The organism is Vibrio mediterranei (genome assembly GCF_013364395.1).
In the GTDB taxonomy this organism is placed as follows: domain Bacteria; phylum Pseudomonadota; class Gammaproteobacteria; order Enterobacterales; family Vibrionaceae; genus Vibrio; species Vibrio mediterranei.
The window spans coordinates 733,463-754,701 of the sequence record NZ_JABXGK010000001.1; the positions used below are offsets into that span (position 1 = coordinate 733,463).

General features: G+C 44.8%; 20 protein-coding genes, 1 tRNA gene and 1 pseudogene. 10 read left to right on the forward strand and 12 right to left on the reverse strand.

Features of this window, described 5'->3' with window-relative positions:
* Nucleotides 1-4: 4 nt before the first annotated feature.
* Together ispE and lolB are read right to left on the reverse strand one after the other, a co-directional pair.
* Nucleotides 5-877, reverse strand: coding sequence for a 4-(cytidine 5'-diphospho)-2-C-methyl-D-erythritol kinase (gene ispE, locus HOP38_RS03635; RefSeq protein WP_198558243.1), 873 nt, complete (start codon nt 875-877; stop codon nt 5-7).
* Nucleotides 878-888: 11 nt separating this feature from the next.
* Nucleotides 889-1,509 carry a lipoprotein insertase outer membrane protein LolB gene (gene lolB / locus HOP38_RS03640; protein ID WP_198557431.1) on the reverse strand — a complete coding sequence of 207 codons (621 nt, stop codon included), beginning with the start codon at nt 1,507-1,509 and terminating at the stop codon, nt 889-891.
* Between the two features lie 172 nt (nt 1,510-1,681).
* Between lolB and hemA the strand changes: the two genes are divergently transcribed.
* From hemA to ybaK, 8 genes are all read left to right on the forward strand, one after another.
* Nucleotides 1,682-2,941 (forward strand): glutamyl-tRNA reductase, encoded by a 1,260-nt coding sequence (gene hemA / locus HOP38_RS03645; protein ID WP_198557432.1) that lies wholly within the window; start codon nt 1,682-1,684, stop codon nt 2,939-2,941.
* 27 nt (nt 2,942-2,968) lie between these two features.
* Nucleotides 2,969-4,057 (forward strand): peptide chain release factor 1, encoded by a 1,089-nt coding sequence (gene prfA, locus HOP38_RS03650; protein WP_038229716.1) that lies wholly within the window; start codon nt 2,969-2,971, stop codon nt 4,055-4,057.
* Between the two features lie 9 nt (nt 4,058-4,066).
* Entirely contained in the window at nt 4,067-4,915 is an 849-nt protein-coding gene (prmC, locus tag HOP38_RS03655; RefSeq protein WP_198558244.1) for a peptide chain release factor N(5)-glutamine methyltransferase, read from the forward strand.
* 33 nt (nt 4,916-4,948) lie between these two features.
* A complete protein-coding gene (locus tag HOP38_RS03660; RefSeq protein WP_006075551.1) occupies nt 4,949-5,332 on the forward strand; it encodes a SirB2 family protein in 384 nt (127 codons plus the stop codon).
* Between the two features lie 3 nt (nt 5,333-5,335).
* Nucleotides 5,336-6,145 (forward strand): SirB1 family protein, encoded by an 810-nt coding sequence (locus HOP38_RS03665; protein WP_006075552.1) that lies wholly within the window; start codon nt 5,336-5,338, stop codon nt 6,143-6,145.
* A 17-nt stretch (nt 6,146-6,162) separates the two neighbouring features.
* The gene (gene kdsA / locus HOP38_RS03670) at nt 6,163-7,014 is read left to right on the forward strand and encodes a 3-deoxy-8-phosphooctulonate synthase (RefSeq protein WP_096993838.1); all 852 of its coding nucleotides are present in this window, start codon (nt 6,163-6,165) and stop codon (nt 7,012-7,014) included.
* 373 nt (nt 7,015-7,387) lie between these two features.
* Nucleotides 7,388-9,052, forward strand: coding sequence for a bifunctional UDP-sugar hydrolase/5'-nucleotidase UshA (ushA, locus tag HOP38_RS03675; RefSeq protein WP_038223381.1), 1,665 nt, complete (start codon nt 7,388-7,390; stop codon nt 9,050-9,052).
* A gap of 117 nt (nt 9,053-9,169) precedes the next feature.
* Nucleotides 9,170-9,646 carry a Cys-tRNA(Pro) deacylase gene (gene ybaK, locus HOP38_RS03680; protein ID WP_006075556.1) on the forward strand — a complete coding sequence of 159 codons (477 nt, stop codon included), beginning with the start codon at nt 9,170-9,172 and terminating at the stop codon, nt 9,644-9,646.
* A gap of 182 nt (nt 9,647-9,828) precedes the next feature.
* On the opposite strand, the pseudogene rluF reads toward ybaK, so the two are convergent.
* The 3 genes and pseudogenes from rluF to HOP38_RS03695 all read right to left on the reverse strand — a co-directional run.
* Nucleotides 9,829-10,695 (reverse strand): annotated as a pseudogene (rluF, locus tag HOP38_RS03685) (23S rRNA pseudouridine(2604) synthase RluF); the annotation flags it as partial.
* Nucleotides 10,696-10,771: 76 nt separating this feature from the next.
* Complete coding sequence (smrA, locus tag HOP38_RS03690) at nt 10,772-11,353, reverse strand: DNA endonuclease SmrA (protein ID WP_006075558.1); 582 nt, start codon at nt 11,351-11,353, stop codon at nt 10,772-10,774.
* 139 nt (nt 11,354-11,492) lie between these two features.
* Nucleotides 11,493-11,633, reverse strand: a complete 141-nt coding sequence (locus HOP38_RS03695; RefSeq protein WP_038229728.1) for a DUF3149 domain-containing protein — start codon at nt 11,631-11,633, stop codon at nt 11,493-11,495.
* 255 nt (nt 11,634-11,888) lie between these two features.
* Between HOP38_RS03695 and HOP38_RS03700 the strand changes: the two genes are divergently transcribed.
* Nucleotides 11,889-11,965, forward strand: a tRNA-Pro gene (locus HOP38_RS03700).
* Between the two features lie 225 nt (nt 11,966-12,190).
* Here the strand turns inward: HOP38_RS03700 and HOP38_RS03705 are convergent.
* Complete coding sequence (locus HOP38_RS03705) at nt 12,191-12,598, reverse strand: hypothetical protein (protein WP_006074295.1); 408 nt, start codon at nt 12,596-12,598, stop codon at nt 12,191-12,193.
* Nucleotides 12,599-13,022: 424 nt separating this feature from the next.
* Here HOP38_RS03705 and fdhF point away from each other — a divergent pair, with 424 nt between their 5' ends.
* Nucleotides 13,023-17,138, forward strand: a complete 4,116-nt coding sequence (fdhF, locus tag HOP38_RS03710) for a formate dehydrogenase subunit alpha (protein WP_198557433.1) — start codon at nt 13,023-13,025, stop codon at nt 17,136-17,138.
* Here fdhF and flhB read toward each other — a convergent pair.
* The 6 genes from flhB to HOP38_RS03740 are packed head-to-tail and all read right to left on the reverse strand — an operon-like array spanning nt 17,119 to nt 21,218.
* The gene (gene flhB, locus HOP38_RS03715; RefSeq protein ID WP_198557434.1) at nt 17,119-18,267 is read right to left on the reverse strand and encodes a flagellar biosynthesis protein FlhB; all 1,149 of its coding nucleotides are present in this window, start codon (nt 18,265-18,267) and stop codon (nt 17,119-17,121) included. The genes fdhF and flhB overlap by 20 nt on opposite strands.
* A complete protein-coding gene (fliR, locus tag HOP38_RS03720; protein WP_198557435.1) occupies nt 18,260-19,039 on the reverse strand; it encodes a flagellar biosynthetic protein FliR in 780 nt (259 codons plus the stop codon). Before fliR ends, flhB begins: the two co-directional genes overlap by 8 nt.
* 5 nt (nt 19,040-19,044) lie before the next feature.
* Nucleotides 19,045-19,314: a flagellar biosynthesis protein FliQ gene (fliQ, locus tag HOP38_RS03725; protein WP_006074299.1), complete on the reverse strand. Its 270-nt coding sequence runs from the start codon at nt 19,312-19,314 to the stop codon at nt 19,045-19,047.
* On the reverse strand, nt 19,311-20,048 hold the full coding sequence (gene fliP, locus HOP38_RS03730) for a flagellar type III secretion system pore protein FliP (protein ID WP_006074300.1): 738 nt from the start codon (nt 20,046-20,048) through the stop codon (nt 19,311-19,313). Before fliP ends, fliQ begins: the two co-directional genes overlap by 4 nt.
* A 26-nt stretch (nt 20,049-20,074) precedes the next feature.
* The gene (locus HOP38_RS03735; protein ID WP_006074301.1) at nt 20,075-20,458 is read right to left on the reverse strand and encodes a FliM/FliN family flagellar motor switch protein; all 384 of its coding nucleotides are present in this window, start codon (nt 20,456-20,458) and stop codon (nt 20,075-20,077) included.
* Nucleotides 20,451-21,218: a flagellar motor switch protein FliM gene (locus HOP38_RS03740; protein ID WP_198557436.1), complete on the reverse strand. Its 768-nt coding sequence runs from the start codon at nt 21,216-21,218 to the stop codon at nt 20,451-20,453. The genes HOP38_RS03735 and HOP38_RS03740 overlap by 8 nt, the downstream gene beginning before the upstream one ends.
* Nucleotides 21,219-21,239 lie beyond the last annotated feature (21 nt).

Here is a 21,239-nt window from a genome sequence, read left to right on the forward strand (position 1 = left end):
CAGTTTAAACAGATTGTAATAGGGCTAATTCATACTTAGCCAAAGTCTCTAGTAAAGGAGAGCGATTGCATCCTTTTGCTACAAAAGCGGAGACATTGTCAGGAAGCATTTCAAGGACTTTTTCTGCCTCTTCCTCGTTGTTAAATTCAGAAAATACGCAAGATCCAGTCCCCGTCAATCTTGACGGCGCGTATTGTAGCAGCCATGAAAGTTGGTTATCAACCTCTGGATACAGCATTCGGACAATTTTTTCGCAATCGTTTACGTAAGGTGAGTCCAAAAGCATTGATAATGCTCGCTTTGGCGTGTTTCTGGTTAAATCAGGATGTGTGAATATATCGACGGTAGCAATACTAACTTCAGGTTTAATAACTAGGTAATACTGTTCTTTAGGGGTAGCTTCAGACAGTTTTTCGCCGACACCTTCAGCGAAAGCTGCGAAGCCGCGAACGAACACAGGCACATCAGCACCTAATGCCAAACCTATTTCCGCTAGCTCATCCGTTGTCAGTCGGGTTTGCCAAAGAAAGTTCAATGCTACTAGTGCGGTAGCCGCATTGGATGAACCACCACCAATCCCGCCACCCATGGGAAGAATCTTGTTAAGCTCTATATGAGCACCATAAGTACATTTAGCTCGGTTTTGAAGCGCCGATGCTGCTTTCCAGATTAGGTTATCTTCGGTGGCGACACCTTTAATATCTGGGGATAGAGTAATTTGACCACTGGTATTGGCGGTAATAGTCAATTCATCGCATAAATCAATGAATTGAAACAAGGTTTGCAATTCATGGTAGCCATTAGATTGACGACCAGTGATGTATAAAAACAGGTTGAGTTTGGCAGGGCTAGGCCACGAAGTAGTGTCGGTGATCATTTTATGCTGGGTCACTGTGTTACTGTCCATTTTGAAACGACAAGATTGAGTTTGGTATCGCCTTGCACTAATTGCATCCTAGTCGGCATGGGCAATGAATGCTCTGTGCCTTCAAGTGTAAAGCTGCGGTACTCATTGTAATCAAGGTTCCAGGTTTTACTGGCAATACGTTTTTGTAAACTGCCGACGGTATTAAATTGGTTTAGCTTATAGGTATCGGCAGTCGCCGGTAGGCCAATCAGCCAATCGCTCAATTGTTCGATTGGGATATCTAGCCCGGTTAATTGCTCAATGAGCGCATTCACATCTTTCCCTGACAATTTTTGTCCATCATACGTTTCGATAAAAGAACCGTTTGGTGTTGAAGTAAGATTAAACACGGTTTGGCCAAGAAAGGTAGTCAGACGGACTTGGGTGAAATTATCGGAATGACTCCAATGAAAGTTGAGAGTTTGGCGCTGGTCTGGGGAAATATAACCGAGTTTGCCATTGGCCGTATATTGAGTAAGAGACTCAAGCTCGGTTTTATGTGCTTGCCATTCAACACTTTCTGGCTCTGGAGGCAAACTACTGCACCCAAACAGAAATAATGCCGTAAAAAAATAAAAAAGACGTCGATGGAGTTTGTACATAGGAAACAACTTACGTGATGGTTTATTGTGCAAATTCAATACAATATTGAGAGACTATAGCATCAATCCCACAAACTCAGGAAAACATATTGGTAAGAGACTTTCAATAAATGGTGCCATCAAGTAAAATTCTGGCCTATTTGTCAAATCTGTATCAGAGAATTCGCGTTACATGTCATTGCTTGCTATTGGTATAAACCACAATACGGCGTCAGTGGATCTGAGGGAGAAGGTGGCGTTTCCACCTGAAAAACTCAACAGAGCCCTGAATGAGCTAAGAGAAAATACCAAAGTTAATGGCTCTGTGATTCTGTCGACGTGTAACCGCACCGAAATTTACTGTGATACTGGAGATTCCAACAAATCACAATTAATAGACTGGCTTGTTCGTTTCCACGATGTAGCAGCAGAAGAGTTGAAGCCTTCTCTGTATGTTTATGAAGAACAAGCGGCAATAAAACACCTGATGCGCGTTTCATGTGGTTTAGATTCACTCGTCCTTGGTGAACCACAAATACTTGGACAAGTAAAGCAAGCCTACAGTGATGCCCGCGAGCATCAATCTGTAGAGGGCGGCATTGAGAAACTCTTTCAAAAGACGTTCTCTGTTGCTAAGCGAGTGCGTACTGAAACCGAAATTGGTGGTAGTGCCGTTTCTGTCGCTTACGCGGCTTGTACCCTAGCTCGACAAATCTTCGAATCAATTGCTGACTCAACGGTGCTTTTAGTTGGTGCAGGCGAAACCATTGAACTGGTGGCCAAGCATTTGGAAGGTCACGGTTGCAAGAACATGATTGTGGCTAACCGAACCAAAGAGCGAGCGGAAATATTAGCGAGTCAGTTTGGCGCACAAGTTATTGCACTTAATGAAATACCTGATGTACTACCTAAAGCGGATATTGTCATTAGCTCAACTGCGAGCCCACTGCCTATTATAGGCAAAGGGATGGTTGAATCAGCGATAAAACAACGTCGCTATCAACCTATGCTGCTTATCGACATCGCCGTCCCACGAGATATTGAATCGCAAGTGGGCGAGTTGAGTGACGCGTATCTATATACGGTTGATGATTTGCAATCTATCGTCGATAGCAATATTGAGCAACGTAAAGTCGAAGCGATTCAAGCAGAAGCGATTGTGAGTGAAGAAAGTGCGCAATTCATGACATGGATGCGTTCACTGCAAGCGGTTGATAGCATCAGACAATACCGAAAACACGCAAATGACACCCGACAAGATATACTGTCAAAAAGTTTACAAGCGTTAGCAGCAGGGGGAGACCCTGAGAAAGTTCTGCTAGAGCTGAGTAATAAATTAACAAACAAGCTTATTCATGCGCCGACAAAAGCGCTACAAGATGCCGCTGAGCAGGGAGATCCTGCTAAACTGATGGTCATCCGACAAAGTTTGGGTTTAGACCAAACTAAATAAGCCTTACCCTGAGAAAAGACTGCAATTATGAAAGCCTCCATTTTAGTTAAATTGGAAACTCTTGTTGAACGATATGAAGAAGTTCAGCATCTACTTGGCGATCCAGAAATCATTGGAGACCAAGACAAATTCCGCGCTCTTTCAAGAGAGTACTCGCAACTTGAAGAAGTGACCAAGTGTTTCCAAGCCTATCAGCAAGCACAAGAAGATCTTGAAGCGGCTGAAGATATGGCAAACGAAGATGACGCAGAAATGCGTGAAATGGCGCAAGAAGAAATCAAAGAAGCGAAGGCGACTATTGAGCGTCTTGCGGATGAACTGCAGGTACTTCTTCTACCGAAAGATCCAAACGATGAGCGTAACTGCTTCTTAGAAATCCGCGCTGGTGCAGGTGGTGATGAAGCAGGTATTTTCGCAGGTGACTTATTCCGTATGTACAGCAAATACGCGGAGAAGAAAGGCTGGCGTATCGAAGTGATGAGCTCAAATGAATCAGAGCAAGGCGGCTATAAAGAAATGATCGCTAAAGTGTCTGGTGATGGTGCTTATGGCGTGCTTAAGTTTGAATCTGGCGGCCACCGTGTTCAACGAGTTCCAGCAACAGAATCTCAAGGTCGTGTTCACACTTCAGCATGTACTGTTGCGGTTATGGCTGAAATTCCTGAAGCAGAGATCCCAGAGATCAAAGCGGCTGATCTTAAAATCGATACGTTCCGTGCATCAGGCGCTGGTGGTCAGCACGTTAACACTACTGACTCAGCTATTCGTATTACTCACTTACCAACAGGGACTGTGGTTGAGTGTCAAGACGAGCGTTCTCAACATAAGAACAAAGCGAAAGCGATGTCTGTTCTTGCCGCGCGTATTATTGCCGCAGAAGAAGCAAAGCGTGCCGCTGAAGTGTCCGATACCCGTCGTAACCTATTGGGTTCAGGTGATCGTAGTGACCGTATTCGTACTTATAACTACCCACAAGGTCGTGTATCAGACCATCGCATCAACTTGACGTTATATCGTCTGTCTGAGGTCATGGAAGGTGACTTGCAGTCTCTTGTTGATCCGGTACTGCAAGAACACCAAGCTGACCAACTTGCGGCTCTAGCGGAGCACAACTAATCCATGTCATTGGATATGTCTATTGAAGCGGTGCTCAAACGAGCATCGCTTGTTCTTTCTGGGTCTGGTAGCGAATCACCTTCATTAGATGCGGCGGTCCTGCTGTGTCATGTTCTTGAAAAACCGCGTAGTTATCTACTTACCTGGCCTGAAAAAGCATTAACGTCTAATGAAGCAGAGCAGTTCGAGGCGTTGTTAAATCGTCGTATCGCAGGCGAACCCGTAGCGTATATTCTTGGTGAACGAGAGTTTTGGTCGCTGCCTTTAAATGTCGCTCCAAGCACGCTAATCCCAAGACCTGATACAGAACGCTTAGTTGAGCTCGCACTTGATAAGGCCCTTGTGAATGATGGTGATATTTTAGACTTAGGTACGGGCACCGGAGCAATCGCGTTGGCACTGGCTTCAGAGCTGAAAACACGCTCAGTAATGGGAGTTGATTTTCAAACGGAAGCGGTAGAGGTCGCTCGAAGCAACGCGACAAAACTCAATATTACCAATTGTCAGTTTGCCCAGGGAAGTTGGTTCGAACCTGTCGATCTTGTGCACAAATTTAGCGTAATTGTTTCCAATCCCCCTTACATTGACGAAAATGATCCCCATCTATCTCAAGGTGATGTTCGATTTGAACCATCAACGGCATTAGTCGCTGAGAATAATGGGCTGGCGGATATTGAGACCATCACGGCTAAAGCGCCCACTCATTTGCTTGAGGGCGGCTGGCTGTTGTTTGAGCATGGCTTTGAGCAAGGGCAAGCTGTAAGAGAAATCTTGGTAAACAATGGCTTTTGTCATGTAGTCACTGAACAAGATTACGCCGGCAATGATCGTGTGACTCTTGGGCAATGGAACCCATAACAGAAATACAATAAAGAGAAAGAGAGAAGCAGCATGTATGAAGGATTAAAGCATTTTCACTTGATGACCATCGCCATATCAGTGGTGTTGCTATCAGTACGATTTGGCTTACTGGTCGCTAACTCCCCGAAGGTGAATCATCCGTTTTTGAAGCGCTTCCCTCACATTAATGATTCACTACTGTTGCTATCAGGCTTTGGTTTGATTGCAATCACAGGTTTTGTCCCATTTACGGCTGCAGCGCCGTGGATGACCGAAAAAGTCACCTGCATTATGGCTTATTTTGCGTTGGCGTTTTTCACGATTAAATTAGCAAAGAACAACTTATTAAGAACATGTGCGTTTTTAGGCGCATTGGGATGGTTAATGATGGCAGCTAAGATTGCCATGCTGAAAACGCCATTCCTTATGGGGTAAGCAATGATTGAACTGTTTGACGAAGATTTTGATGCTATTGAGTTGGTTGAAGGAGCACTGATCTTAAACAAAGCGGTGGATCCAAATACTCAAGATCATTGGGCGGAGTTAGAGCTAGCTCGTTTATTGGAAGAAGCTGAGCAGCAATTGTTCCATTTGCGCGATGATAAGCAGCGCCTAGACTCGCTGTTAAGACTGTTTTACACCGAGTGGCAGTTTAGTGGGGACCATGATGCGTATTTTTCCTCTGAAAATGCGTTTATCGATAAAGTCCTTGAGCGACGCAAAGGCATACCGGTTAGTCTAGGAGCTATCTTGCTTTACTTAGGGAGAAAGCTCGGTCTTCCATTAGAAGCTGTAACATTTCCAACGCAGTTTTTGATTAAAGTCTGTTGGCCAAATGAAGCACCCAGCTACATCAACCCTTACGATGGGGAATATGTTAGCAAGAAGCGTCTACACGCTTGGCTAATTGGCAACGATGGTCCGTTGGTGAAGTTAGAGGCAAAACATTTAGCGACAGTTGATAACCCAACGGTAATTGGTCGCTGGCTAGCTTTACTTAAAAGCGCACTATTGCGAGAAGAGAAGTACACGCTTGCATTGCAATGTACCGATCTGGCTTTGACTTTTGTTCCCGATGACCCTTATGAGATTCGGGATAGAGGCTATATTTATCAACAACTGGATTGTCATCAAATCGCGGCAACTGATTTTCAGTATTTCATCGATCAGTGCCCAGATGATCCGGCAATAGAATTACTGAAAACGCAGGTTTCGGCGATCAGTCGCTCACCTGTCACTCTTCACTAAATATTGAGATAACAAACATGGAAATGAAAACGGTACACGTAGGCGATATCCCGGTAGCAAATGATAAGCCGTTCACGCTTTTTGCTGGAATGAATGTGCTGGAATCACGTGATTTAGCGATGCAAATCTGTGAGCACTATGTGAAGGTGACAGAAAAGCTAGGTATTCCATACGTATTTAAAGCGTCGTTTGATAAAGCGAACCGTAGCTCAGTGCATTCTTATCGTGGCCCTGGCCTTGAAGAAGGCATGAAGATTTTCCAAGAGCTAAAAGACACCTTTGGCGTGAAAATCATTACGGATGTTCATACAGAAGAGCAAGCACAACCTGTTGCTGACGTGGTAGATGTTATTCAGCTACCAGCCTTCTTAGCTCGTCAGACTGACCTTGTTGAAGCGATGGCAAAAACAAATGCGGTTATCAACGTTAAGAAGCCTCAGTTTATGAGCCCTGGACAAGTAGGTAACATTGTTGATAAGTTCGCTGAGTGTGGTAACGATAAAATCATTCTTTGTGAACGTGGCTCATGTCATGGTTACGATAACCTTGTGGTCGACATGCTTGGCTTTGGCGTGATGAAAAAAGCTTCTAACGGTAGCCCAATCATTTTCGATGTGACGCACTCACTACAAATGCGTGATCCATCGGGTGCGGCATCTGGTGGTCGTCGTGAACAAACGGTCGAGCTTGCAAAAGCGGGACTTGCGACGGGAATTGCGGGTCTATTTATTGAAGCGCACCCGAATCCAGATAAAGCACTATGTGACGGTCCGTCAGCACTGCCTTTAGATAAGCTAGAACCATTCTTAGCGCAAATGAAAGCGTTGGATGATCTTATCAAAGGTTTTGAGCACATCGACATTAAATAAGCGTGCTTATTTCTGATATAGAAGCCAGTCATTTAGACTGGCTTCTTTTTTATGTTCACTAAATATGTTGAGCAATCGTTTCTTCTCAGAATTACAATCTCGTAACAGCTGAATCCCTCGCCATACATCAGTGCTTTAATTAACCTTATGTAGAATCACAAATTTATTCTGATGAGTTTATAACCTGATACTCAGCAACTTGTGACATAGATTACATAAAAGTGAAATGAGAATGTTATGTTCGTAGGGTTAATTTAAACTATCGCATATTTTGTCGATGTTTCTCTTTATGTCTATTCGTTACAAATCGGCAAATGTGTGGCGTTTATACAACGCTATAGGCAGTGGATCCCCAAAATTCAAAGGTATGAAAATGAAAAAAAGCCTTATGTTTAAGTCCGTACTAAGTGCGGCTATCATCGCGTCACTAGCAGGATGCGCAACCCAACCAGAGCAAGAATGGAATGCTGATGAGACTTATAAGCTCACTATTCTTCATACTAACGATCACCACGGTCGCTTCTGGGAAAACAAATATGGTGAGTACGGTATGGCAGCGCGTAAGACGCTGATTGACCAAATTCGTGCTGACGTTGAAGCGGATGGTGGCAGCGTACTGCTTCTATCTGGCGGTGATATCAACACTGGGGTTCCAGAGTCTGACTTACAAGATGCTGAGCCTGACTTTAAAGGTATGAGCATGATTGGTTACGATGCTATGGCACTTGGTAACCATGAATTCGACAACCCGCTAGAAGTGCTATTTAAGCAAAAAGAGTGGGCTAACTTCCCAATGCTGTCTGCAAACATTTATGACAAGAAAACAGGTGAACGCCTGTTTGATGCATACCACATTTTCAACAAGCAGGGCATTAAGATCGCTGTTATTGGTCTAACAACGGAAGACACAGCGAAGATCGGTAACCCTGAGTACATCGGTGGTATCGAGTTCCGCGATCCGAAAGTAGAAGCAAAGAAACTGATCGCTGAGCTAAAAGAGACAGAGAAACCTGATCTAATTTTCGCAGTTACCCACATGGGTCACTACGAAAATGGTAAGCGTGGTGTAAACGCCCCAGGTGATGTTGCGCTTGCTCGTTACCTTGATGAAGGCGACTTAGACATGATTGTGGGTGGTCACTCACAAGAGCCGGTTTGTATGGAAGGTCCTAACGTCGTTAAGAAGAACTTCAAGCCAAGTGATGAATGTAAGCCTGACATCCAAAACGGCACTTGGATTGTGCAAGCGTACGAGTGGGGTAAGTACGTTGGCCGTGCCGACTACGAGTTCAAAAATGGTGAGCTAGATATGGTCAGCTATGACCTTATCCCTGTAAACCTTAAGAAGAAAGTTAAGATCGATGGCAAGAAGCAACGTGTTCTTGTTGAAGATGAAATCAAGAAAGATGCAGAAATGGTGGCATTCTTAACGCCATTCCAGGAAAAAGGCCAAGAGCAACTAGGTGCGAAAATTGCCGAAACGAACGGCAAGCTAGAGGGTGACCGTAATGTTGTTCGCTTCCAGCAAACTAACCTAGGTCGTCTAATTGGTACGGCTCACATGGAACGTGCTAAAGCTGACTTTGCCGTCATGAACTCTGGTGGTGTACGTGACTCTATCGCTGAAGGTGATGTGACTTACAAAGATGTACTTATCGTACAGCCATTTGGCAACATTATTACTTACACCGATATGACAGGTGCTGAAGTTGTCGATTACTTGAACGTAGTAGCAACGAAACCTGTAGATTCTGGTGCTTACGCTCAATTCGCTGGCATTTCAATGACAGTGGGTAAAGATGCAGTATCGAATGTTGTTATCAATGGTAAGCCTCTAGACCCTAAAGCAACATACCGTTTCACTGTACCAAGCTTTAACGCAGCTGGTGGTGACGGTTATCCGAAGCTTACAGGTCACCCTGGTCACGTAAACACTGGTTTTGTGGATGCGGAAGTACTTAAAGAGTACCTAGAAGCAAACAGCCCAATCGATGTGAACAAGTATCAGCCTAAAGGCGAAATCATCTATAAGAACTAGACTTTTATTCCGGTTTAGTAGATAAAATAGAGCGGCGCCATTCGGCGCCGCTTTTCTATATTGACGACTCTAATCTCAAGAGTCGACGTTAACGGTAGCGACTACCAAGGATACGTTATGACACCGGCTATTAACCTTGCCAAAAAGAAAAAAATCACTCATACCGTTCATCAATATGACCATGACCCAAGGCATGAAAGTTATGGTTTAGAGGCGGTCGAAGCGTTAGGACAAGATCCTGAATCCGTATTTAAAACTCTACTGTTCGCCATTAATGGAGAACCGAAAAACCTCGCTGTAGCGGTGATACCTGTTGAAGAAAAGCTAAACCTAAAACTCGCAGCAAAGGCGGCTGGTGGGAAAAAAGCAGAGATGGCAGATAAAGATATCGCACAAAAAACCACGGGTTATGTGTTGGGGGGCATCAGCCCTCTTGGTCAAAAGAAGTTGTTACCGACCTTTATTCATATCTCAGCGGAAGCGAGAGTGCAAATGTGCGTCAGTGCTGGAAAAAGAGGTTTGGAGATTGAGTTAGCACCGAGTGATTTGGCGATGCTAACGCGAGCGAAGTTTGTCAATTTATGTGAGGCCTAAGCAGGCCTCATTTACACTGACTATTTCTTGAGAGATAGGGTACCGCCAACGCGCGTTCTCGGCTTACTTGGCTTAGATGAATCTGGTTTAGCAGCGACCGGTTTACGGTTTTGCGTCTTACCGTGGTGATTACGAGCCTTATCTGAACGTCCTTGCTCTTGCTTGTGACGTTTGTTTTTATTCGGGCTACGACGAAACTCATCTGCACCGTGTCCTGAGAAGGTTTTCATTTTTTCACGCTTTGCTTCTGCTCGAGCGTCATGCAGCTTAGCATCGGTAGCCTTAGTGATATGACGACCTTTAGCATCTTTGCGTGATGCTTCTTCCGTACTCACTGAACCTTCACAAAGGCGGTGAATCTCAGCCACTTCCTGATCAGTTAAGTAGCGCCATTTGCCATTGGGAATTCCATCAATAGAGATGTTCATAATGCGGACTCGGCGAAGTTTTAACACTTCGAAACCCAGTGCTTCACACATACGGCGAATTTGACGGTTTAACCCTTGAGTTAGGGTAATACGGAAAGAAAATTTGGTTTCCTGCTCGACACGACAAGGCAGAGTTACTGTGTCCAGAATCGCAACACCTGAGCCCATCTTTTTCAAGAAATCACGAGTTACAGGTTTGTCGACACGTACTACATACTCTTTCTCGTGATTGTTACCCGCACGGAGAATCTTGTTAACGATGTCGCCATCGTTAGTCAAAAAGATAAGACCATCGGACGGTTTATCTAGTCGACCAATTGGGAAGATACGTTTGTGATGGCCAACGAAATCAACGATGTTGCCCGGAACATCACGTTCGGTTGTACATGTGATACCCGTTGGTTTGTTCAACGCAATATAGACTGGTTTCTCTTTGCTGCGAACTGGTTTACCGTCGATTTCAACATTGTCTCCTGACAACACTTTGGTTCCCATCTCAGGAATTTTGCCATTAATAGTGACACGTTGTTGTTCGATCAGCTTGTCAGCTTCACGACGAGAACAAAAGCCAGTTTCACTAATGTATTTGTTAAGGCGTTTTCCTTCAGCAGCGTTAGGCATGCGCAGTATTCACTCTATATTGGTCAGACACAAAATTAAGGTCGCGTATTTTATACTCAACTGAGCGGTAAGTCACTTAACTCGTACGTTTTTGATGACGCTCTCGATTCTCAAGCTTCTTTTCTTGGCTCTTTCTTAGCATAACGTAGACCGCACCACTTCCTCCATGGAACCGCTGCGCACTATGAACGCACTGAACATCTTTTATCTGAGTTAGCCAATGTGCAAGATAACTCTTCATTAATGCTGGTGGGTTAGAGCGTTCGCCGCGCCCATGTACAATAAGCACAGTGCGGATGTCCATACGCATACACTGTTGCAGAAACTTCACCACTTCATCGCGTGCTTCTTTAAGCGTTCTCCGGTGTAAGTCGAGTTTTGCTTGCAGCGGATACTTACCCAGTCTCAGTTTGCGGTAAACACCTTCCTGCATGCCATCACGCTTAAACTCAATTAAGTCGTCTGGTTTGATCATCGGAGCGTAATCAATTGAAAGGTACTCAGGGTCTTGCTCAGAAAGCCAGAGTGCTGCTTCTCGCTTGGCCAAATGCGCGTCAGACACTTGGTGGGTCTTTTTAAGTTCAACGGTGTCGCTGTGAATCGGCTTCACATCGCCCATCATCTGTTGGAATAGATCCAGATCATCGTCTTGAGACATAACTTCATCTCGGATAAGCCATTTTAACTGGAGTATATACGAATATTAGCAATAGGTGAGAGCAATAAAAAACCGGAGTGAACAGGCGATCCACTCCGGTGCATAGCGGTTTTCTATTCGAAATAGAAGCTAAGCGATTCTAGTGAGGAGATTTGTCATTCATTACTTTGTAGATGAAGAAACCACCGTAAAACAGCATCAAGCCCAGCGCTGCAAAGATAACTAGCATTGAAGATAAGCCCACTGCATTACCAAATAGGAGATCAAGCCAAAAGTCCATGTTTCCTCCAAAGTATTGACGACAGGGATAAGTTAACTTTTGGTGTTAAAATGAACACTGATCTGGATCAATTGTACTTTGAGTGTTAATAACCTGTATGTCACTGTGTGTATTTGGTCACATTTTTCGTGCTTCTGGCGATATGATGAGCAATCAAACTCAAATGCAAAGAAAGTTGTTATAAAAGCCTTGCTTCAAATGAATTTATCATTAATATACGCATCCGTTGTTGAGCAAAACTCAAGACAACAATCTCGGTGAATAGCGCAGCTTGGTAGCGCATCTGGTTTGGGACCAGAGGGTCGGGGGTTCGAATCCCTCTTCACCGACCACTTTCAAAAAGCCTCGCTTTCAAAGCGGGGCTTTTTACTTTCTAAGCATAATTTTAGTAGTGGAGAAGAACCCATGCGGGTCAGGGGCTGGATGGCCAGTCCCATCGAATCCCTCTTCACCGACCATTTTTCAAAAAGCCTCGCTTTCATAGCGGGGCTTTTTACTTTCAAAAGAACCTCGCTTTTTAGCGAGGTTTTTTGCATTTCTGAGTATCAAAAACTTCTTTAAGCTAGTCTAGCTTTGCTGCCGAGTTTTGCTACGACGCCTTCCAAGCCCAGCACGGCAAAGATAATAGCGAAGAACGCGACAACGCCACCAAATGCACCTGTAAAGGCTACATGCTGACCGAACAGCATAGCGATAATGCCCATGGCGAGAAACTTCGAGCCCACTAAGATAATGTAAGACGAAATACCACGTTTGAGCTTTGGTAGAGTTTTGTGCTTAAGAAAGTACGACGCCATAACTTTTTCAAGCGAGATAGCACCTTTAAGCATGCCGGTTAACACCACCGATGCGTATACTGCCACTTCAAGGCTTGCGATGAACACCCAATCCCAAGAAGCATTGAGTACTAGCATTACGACAGTAGTGATAATAGAGCTGATGGCGATATCTTTAAGTACTTTCATTTTGAATCCTCGTTATGATTTCTGCTGACCGGATTAAGGTATCAATCACTGCGATTCACTATTTACCATTTTACGCCAATGAGAATTACACTTACTTAAAGTAGGGATGTTTGACCTTAATTACACTGTGGGTATAATTAAGGTAGTTTCGCTCCTAATTTAAATCCCCTTGAAGGGGGACTCCCTGAGAGCACCAAGATTTCTCATTTTAGATTTGTTCTACCACTGTGACACGGATCATTAGAGCAGAGATTGACTGATGGTTTGTCGTACTTATTACAAGGTTTTGTGTCTACGAGGTTTTTCAGTCGCTAGATAGCGTCAATAAACTGCGTGTTACCTTTCTTACACGGCGATAACGTCGTGTGCTTTCGAGTGCGAGTTCAGTGGAGTTTTTTCATCGATCTGAAAGAGATAGCTCTATATGAATGTAATTATCAACGGTCAAACGTATCTTCTGCGCGAAAACAAGAGCATCCTAGATGTCGCAAAAGATATTCAAGTTGATGTCCCTTCTCTTTGCTCCATCAGTAAGCACGACGACAAGCAGTCATGCGACCTTTGTGTCGTTGAAGTGGTGGGGAAAGGTATTGTTAAGGCGTGTGAGACAAAAATCCAAGATGGCATGACCATCGTTACTCAGTCCGCTCAAATTAACAACCTTAGAAGACAGGCACTCAATAAAATATTTGCGGATCACAATGCCGACTGTGAAGCACCCTGCAAAGTCGCATGTCCTGCACATGTCGATATTCAAACCTACCTACACCATATCGCACAAGGCGATCATCACGAAGCCGTAAAAATCATCAAAGACACGCTACCTATGCCGATTTCCATTGGTCGTGTGTGTCCTGCTTTTTGTGAACATGAATGTCGTCGTACCTTGGTTGACGAACCGCTCGCAATTCGCCAGCTTAAACGTCACGCCGCAGATATTGATTTATCGCTAGCCGAGCAATTTGAGCCGCCGAAACTCCCTTACAACGGCCACCGAGTCGCCATTGTTGGTGCAGGGCCAGGTGGATTGGCATGTGGTTATTACCTTAGCTACCAAGGTTTTGCTGTCGACATTTTTGAATCTATGCCAGAGGCTGGTGGCTGGCTTCGCTATGGCATTCCAGAGTACCGTTTGCCGAAAGATATTCTGGATAAAGAAATTGAGCTGATGTGCCGTGGTGGGATGAGAATCCATACCAATACACTTCTTGGTAAAGATATTGCTCTTGATGAGCTGACAGACAACTATGAAGCGGTCTGCCTTGCTGTTGGAGCAACCAAAGCGGTCAATATGCCGTATCCGGGCTCTGACTTAGAGGGTTGTGTACTTGGTGTTGATTTCCTAAAAGACCATATGACGGACAAAACCTTCACCATTGGCAAGAAGGTGGCAGTGATCGGTGGTGGTAATACCGCGATTGATTGTGCGCGAACTGCCATTCGCGAAGGTGCGGAGACGACCATCATTTATCGTCGCACTCGAAATGAGATGCCAGCCGAACTGCATGAGATTGAAGCGGCAGAGCTAGAAGGGGTTAAGTTTAAGTTTTTGACCAATCCCAAATGTAATCTTGCCGATTCACAGGGGCGTGTTGAGCAGATCGAGTTAGAGATAATGGAGTTGGGAGAGCCTGATAGTTCTGGTCGACGCCGCCCTGTCTCTACCGGTAAAACTGAGACTGTCGCTTTTGATACTGTTATCTCCGCGCTATCGCAAAAACCGGACGTCGAGTTTCTTAAATCCGCCAAACATCCTTTGCCTTTGACCGATTGGGGTACTGCGTCTTCTGACGGTGATTCGATGCACCATGGTTACAATGTATACAGTATTGGTGATTTCAGACGTGGACCAGCGACTGCCATTGAAGCTATCGCTGATGGCAAGAAGGCTGCCGATGCTATTGAGCGTTACATTCTTCAAGGTCACTTTAAACCTGAACCTAGAGCGTTTAATAGTCACAAAGCAGAGCGTTTGAGCGAAGTTCGCCAAACAGAATATCTGCAAGAAAAAGCCAAAGCGCGAGCTAAAGCTGAGCAGTTGTCAGTAGAAGCCTGCCAAACAACTTATCAAGAAGTTGAACTGGGTATGTCGGATGAGAAGGCCATTGCCGAGGCTGCGCGCTGTTTAGAATGTGGCTGCCAAGCAAACACTCAATGTGACCTTCGCGATTACGCCACTGAGTACAAAGTGGATTATCGAGAGATAAACATTAACCAGCGCAAAATGTTCCCAGTGGACAAAACCAGCGAGTTTATTGTTTTCGATGCAAACCGTTGTATTAGTTGTGGCTCGTGTGTTCATGCGTGTCAGACCGAATCGGTTCACGGTATATTAAACTTTTCAGAAACGTCACATCGTCCTTCTTTTCCTAACGGTGCCACTATGGGCGATAGTAACTGCGTTCAATGTGGTGCGTGTGTTCAGGTGTGTCCAACGGGAGCGCTGTCTGATAAGCGAGATAAATCTCACGGTCGAATCGAGATGCTGACACCGGTGAAAACTATCTGTACTTATTGTGGTGTAGGTTGTCGTGTTGAGCTTTACGTGGATGCGGCGAACAACAAAATTCGTTACGTCAAAGGGGATAAAACGTCTCCAGTAAACCAAGGCATGTTGTGTGTGAAAGGCCGCTTTGGCTTTGATTTCATCCAAAGTGAAGAGCGACTTTCTACGCCACTGATTAGAAAAGCAGGCGAATTGGTGCCTGCCTCTTGGGATGAAACCGTGCAGTACGTCGCTGATAAGCTGAGTAAAATTAAGTCTATGTATGGCAGTGACAGCTTGGCTGGTTTCTCATCGGCAAAAACCACTAATGAAGATAACTACGCATTCCAAAAACTGTTCCGTCGTGAAATTGGCACCAACAATATCGACCACTGTGCGCGGTTGTGTCACTCCTCGACAGTAACAGGTTTGGAAGCAGCGTTTGGTAGTGGCGCGATGACCAACGATATTCCAAGTATCAAACACTCGGACGTTATCTTTATTATTGGTTCAGACACCAGTGCTGCTCACCCAATCATTGCTTCTCATATCAAACAAGCAGTCGCGGACGGGGCAACCTTGATTGTGGCCGATCCAAAACGTATCGATATGGTCGATCATGCCAAATTGTATGTTCGTCACCGTCCAGGTACAGACGTTATGTTACTTAACTCAATCATGCATGTGATTGATAAAAATAGCTGGCAAGATGATGCCTATATTGAAGAGCGCACCGAAGGTTATAGCGACTTGCTTGAAGAGATTCGTAAAGAGTCTTACTCACCGACTAATGCTGCGTTGGTGACCGGTGTGGCTGCGTTCGATATCGAGCGATTGGCAGAGCTCATTGGCACGGCAAAAGTCACGTCAGTGTTCTACTCGATGGGAATCACGCAGCACACGACAGGTCACGACAACGTGCGCTCGATAGCCAATCTACAAATGCTTTGTGGTAACGTCGGAGTTGAAGGTGGCGGCATTAACCCTCTACGTGGTCAATCAAACGTTCAAGGCTCATGTGATATGGGGGCTCTACCAACGGATTATCCAGGCTATCAGAAGGTCACTAATCCAGAGGTTCAGGCCAAATTCGCCAAGGCTTGGAATAGTGAGACCTTACCGACAGAGAAAGGTAAAACGCTGACGGAAATCATTGATGGTGCCTGTGATGGTGACATTAAGGCGTTGTATGTCATGGGCGAGAACCCTGTGCTTAGTGACCCAGACCAAGCTCACGCCGTTCATGGATTGAAGTCGCTCGATTTCTTAGTGGTTCAGGACATATTCCTAACGGAAACCGCACAACTCGCGGATGTGGTTCTGCCGTCTTACTCGTTTGCAGAGAAGGCTGGACACTTTACCAATACAGAACGACGAGTTCAGCGTTTAGTGCCTGCGGTTCAAGCTCCGGGTGAAGCGAAAGAAGACTGGCGCATTATTCAAGAAATCGCCAATGCTATGGGCAGTGATTGGGCTTACCAAACGGTTCAGGATATTACTGAGGAAATCGCCGATGTAACACCGCAATATCATGGTATTCGTTGGCAGTCGATAGGTGGTAATGGTCTGCAATGGCCGTGTAATGAGGTTAAGCCATTTGGTACGCGCATCATGCACAAAGACCAGTTCGTTCGCGGTAAAGGGGCGATGAAAGCTATTCCATTCGAATATGCCGCAGAGCTCCCTGATGACGAATACCCGTTAATATTGACGACGGGGCGTCTTCTAGAACAGTTCCACACTGGTACTATGACTCGTAAAACTAAAGGGTTAGACAATCTTGCGGGACCACGCATTATGGTGAGTGTGGAAGAAGCAGAGCGATTAGGTATTACTAATGGTGAGACCGTGAAACTGGTGTCACGCCGTGGTGAAATTAGTGCGCCTGCTTTTGTCACTAAGCGAATGCAACAAGGTGTGGTATTTGTGCCGTTCCACTTTGCCGAGTCTGCGGCGAACAAGCTAACCAATACCGCTACGGATCCTTACGCCAAAATACCTGAGTTTAAAGTGTCGGCTGTCAGACTAGAGACGGTTACTCAGCCGGTTCATTAGGATCAGACCAAACCTTAGGGATATAGAAACGAGGCAAGCCATTTGGCTTGCTTCTTTGTCCTTGGCGCCATGCTTTCAGTTGGTTAACGTAGGTAAGAATGTGAGCGATGGCCACAAACAATTGATTAGGCACCATTTGCTCAACTTGGGTCGTATTGTAAATAGCTCGAGTAAGCTCAGCACTTTCCACCACTTCAACACTGTGTTTCGCTGCCAATTCACGAATGTATACCGCCACTTCATCTTTGCCTTTCGCAACAACAAAAGGTGCTTCGGCCTGAGTCAAATCATAAATCAAGGCGACGGCATATTGCGTAGGGTTAGTGAGCACCACATTGGCTTTTGGCACTCTTTCATTGGCACCTCGTTTGGCATTTTGAGTTTGGATTTGTCGGATTCGCGCCTTCACTTCCGGGCGCCCCTCTTGCTCCTTATGCTCATCTTTTACCTCTTGTTTAGTCATCTTCATTTGCTTAGTAAATTCATGACGCTGATAGGGGAAGTCAAAAAGGCCAAATATCAGAACAATAAGCAGCAAGTAACCAAGGTACTCTATGGTAATCGTAGCGACAGTGAACACCACAGTATCAAAGTGGGCACTTACCAGGTTAGTGATGACGGAGATATAGCTGAAAATCACCCAGTACAACAAACTGAAAAACAGCGTTACCTTAAACACATTTTTAAACAGCTCCACCACGGACTGTGTTGAGAAAATACGCTTTATCCCTTTTATAGGACTGATTTTTTCAAGCTTGGGCGTTAGTAGTGAAGGGCTGAAAATCCACCCTCCCAATAAAGTAGAGCCAAATATGGCGGCGATAATTTGGTAAATCAATAGCGGAAAAAACAACATCACCATGGAAAAAAGGGCGGTGCCTAACAGTTCGACCGAAGTCATCCAATGGCTGATGGTTTGAGTATCGAATTGAAAACTGACTAAGAACAGCTCAATAAATGTTTGCTTAATCATATCGATATTCAGGACGTAATAGGCCACCACGCTGATAAGGGTGATAGAAGAGACAAACTCTTTGGCACGCGGAACTTGTCCCTCTCTGCGAGCTTTGGAGAGTTTATGTTGGCTGGGCTGTTCACTTTTATCGCCCGAATCTTGATGCTCAGACATTAGGTAGCCTCAACATGTAATGCAGGTGTTGGTTAAGCTCCAGAACTAAATCAAAGTAGTGATCGCCAATACCCGTTAAGGATGCCATTAACGCAAATAAGCCCAGTAACATGGTCATTGGAAAACCAAGTGCGAACACGTTTAGGGAAGGGGCCGCTTTATTCATCAGACCAAAAGTGATGTTACTAAGCAGCATCACCACTATCGCGGGCACTGCCACTAGCAAACCTGTCGCAAACATCCACGACACCATTTTGAGTACATAATCGATACTGCTGAAGGGGAAAGTGGAGTCAAGCGGCCAATAGGTAAAGCTCTCTTTGAACACCAACAGCACCACCAAATGCGCATCAAGGGATAGGAACAGTAGCATTGAGGTGATAAACATAATCCGTCCAATAATGGCGATACTGATGCCATTAGCTGGATCATTCATCACCGCCATCGCTAGTCCCATCTGCATCGAAATAGCTTGTCCTGCAATGGAAAAAATAGTGAAGAAGAGCATAACGGCGAAGCCAACGAGGAAACCAAAAATCAACTGATACAGGGAAAACAAGAGGGTATCGATGCTAAATGGATTAAAGGGTGGTACTTCGTGGACCAGCGGAGCCAGCAGTAAAGAAAAGATAAAAGCAAACAGTAGCTTAACTCTTACAGGAATCGCGTTGTCACCAAAGAAAGGCGCAATAAGAAATAGGCCCGTTAAACGGACAAATGGCCACCATAAAATACCAAGCCATTGAGTGATTTCAGTAAATGTAAGCTGCATCACGATTACCCAACTTTGGTCGGAATCGCATCAAAGATAAACAGAAATAGGTCACTGATTTCCTGGAGTAGCCAATGCCCCGCCAAAATGATGGACAGTAAGGTCACTAAAAGTCTTGGAAGAAAACTAAGCGTCTGCTCGTTGACTTGGGTAACCGCTTGGAAGATGGCTACCACTAAGCCGACGATAAGGCTGGGTACAATTAGTACAGAGACCATCAGGATAATGACCCATATGGCTTGACTGACAAGCGTGACGGCTTCTTCTGGGCTCATCCGCTAATCCAAAAACTATTGGCAAGGCTACCCATCAGCAAACCCCACCCGTCAACGATGACAAATACTAAGAGCTTAAAGGGTAAGGAAACAATGAGTGGCGAAAGCATCATCATACCCATGGACATCAGTACAGATGCGACAACGAGATCGATCACTAAAAACGGCAGAAACAGCATGAAACCAATCTGAAACGCCACCTTTAACTCACTCAGCAAATAAGCGGGTAGTAATATTAAGAAAGGGATTTTTTCATCAGAGGCGAGGGTTTTCTCTCCGGCTATTTTCGTCACTTGCTCGAGCGCTTTGCGTTGGGTTTGGTCCAGCATATAACGGCGCAGTGGTTTTTCTGCCGAGGCTAAGGCCTCCATTAGAGTGATATCGTCGGTGGAATAAGGAACATAAGCCGTGTCGTATATCTTGGTCCAGACAGGCCGCATAATCAGTAAAGTAAAGATCAGGGCAATACCAATCAAAACCTGATTAGGAGGCGTTTGTTGTAATCCTAAGGCTTGGCGTAATATCGCTAATACGATAATGATCCTTGTGAAACTGGTGCACATGATGACAAACGCTGGCACAAAACTCAGCATCGTCATCAATATCAGAATTTGCAGCTTAACGCTGTATTCAGTCCCTTCTGATGTGTTGGTTTCACTCAATATAGTCAGCCCCTCTGCTTGCGTAGGAGAGAACCAAAAAGTAAGTACCATCAGTAAAATTCGTATTGGCATTGTCGTCCTTGAGCTCGCCCAAACAGCTACTTGCTAGGTTTTTTTATAATGCTCAACAACCTAACGCCATATTGACCATTCTTTGAGACGATTTCGCCAGTACCAAATGCAGTACCATTGATTTTTATATCGACCGGGTCACCTTCGTGTTTCTCTAACATGACTACGCTGCCGGCTTTCAAATTAAGCAGCTCGTCTAAGATTAACGTTTTACGAGCAACTTCTACCGTGATGTCGACAGGAATGCTTTTCAGTAGGGATACATTGCTGACATCACTTTGCTCAGCTTCGAATTCAATATCGTCTGCAAGGTCATCCAAATCCAAATCGTCGAGATCTGGCAATTCTTCGTGTAAGTTGAGGTCGCTCATCGAATTGTCAATGGGCGGAGTTTGTTTATCGCTAGCCATCGATTTCTACTCCTAACTCAGAGTTAATAGATTGAAGTTTGCCAAAAAAAGTTGGGTGCCCATTTACTTTGACCGTCAAGTTTTTACATAAGGTCATGGGCATAAAATCACCGGGTTGCAGTTTGGACAACTCGTGCAGCGTGCACTGTCCGTGGAGCATTACACACCCCAATTCAACCGGCTGATATCGCAAATTGTTTAGGATTTCCTCTCTATCGAAAGTTTCGTTACTTTCCATCACGTCGCGTAGCTTCTTAACATATCTATCATCCAACATAAAAGTGATGTCGATTTGTTGCTCATCGAAGCTGAAAGTGATGGTAGTACCAATGTCTGAAGGCTGATGATCTGTATGTTCAACCGCGTAATGGCTTGCATCAGCAGTAAGAATGTTAGTGATCGCCATAGTGAGCTTTTGAAACAGTCTTAAGTGAGTTTGAGTGAGTGTTGTGTCACTACTACTTCTCTTCGATTTTCGGGTAGGTGATGGTGTGTTTAGGTGCTTGTATAGCAGAATATCGGCAGCTTGTGGCTCGATAAAGAAAAAAACATGACCGAAGTCTTCGATGTTTAGCACTGTTTTGATGCTGTTTTTAGGTGGTTTGTGCGCCTCTGAAAAACTGGCTTTAACGTGTCGACAAGAGAAGTTAAATTTAAAAATATCAACAACTTCATTAGAGAAATGCCCGGCGTTTTTAAGCAGGAATTTACGCATCTTAATACTCGGGTTACCGAATTCAGTTAACGAACATTCTTTCATGTCAAGTCCCAATAATTATTA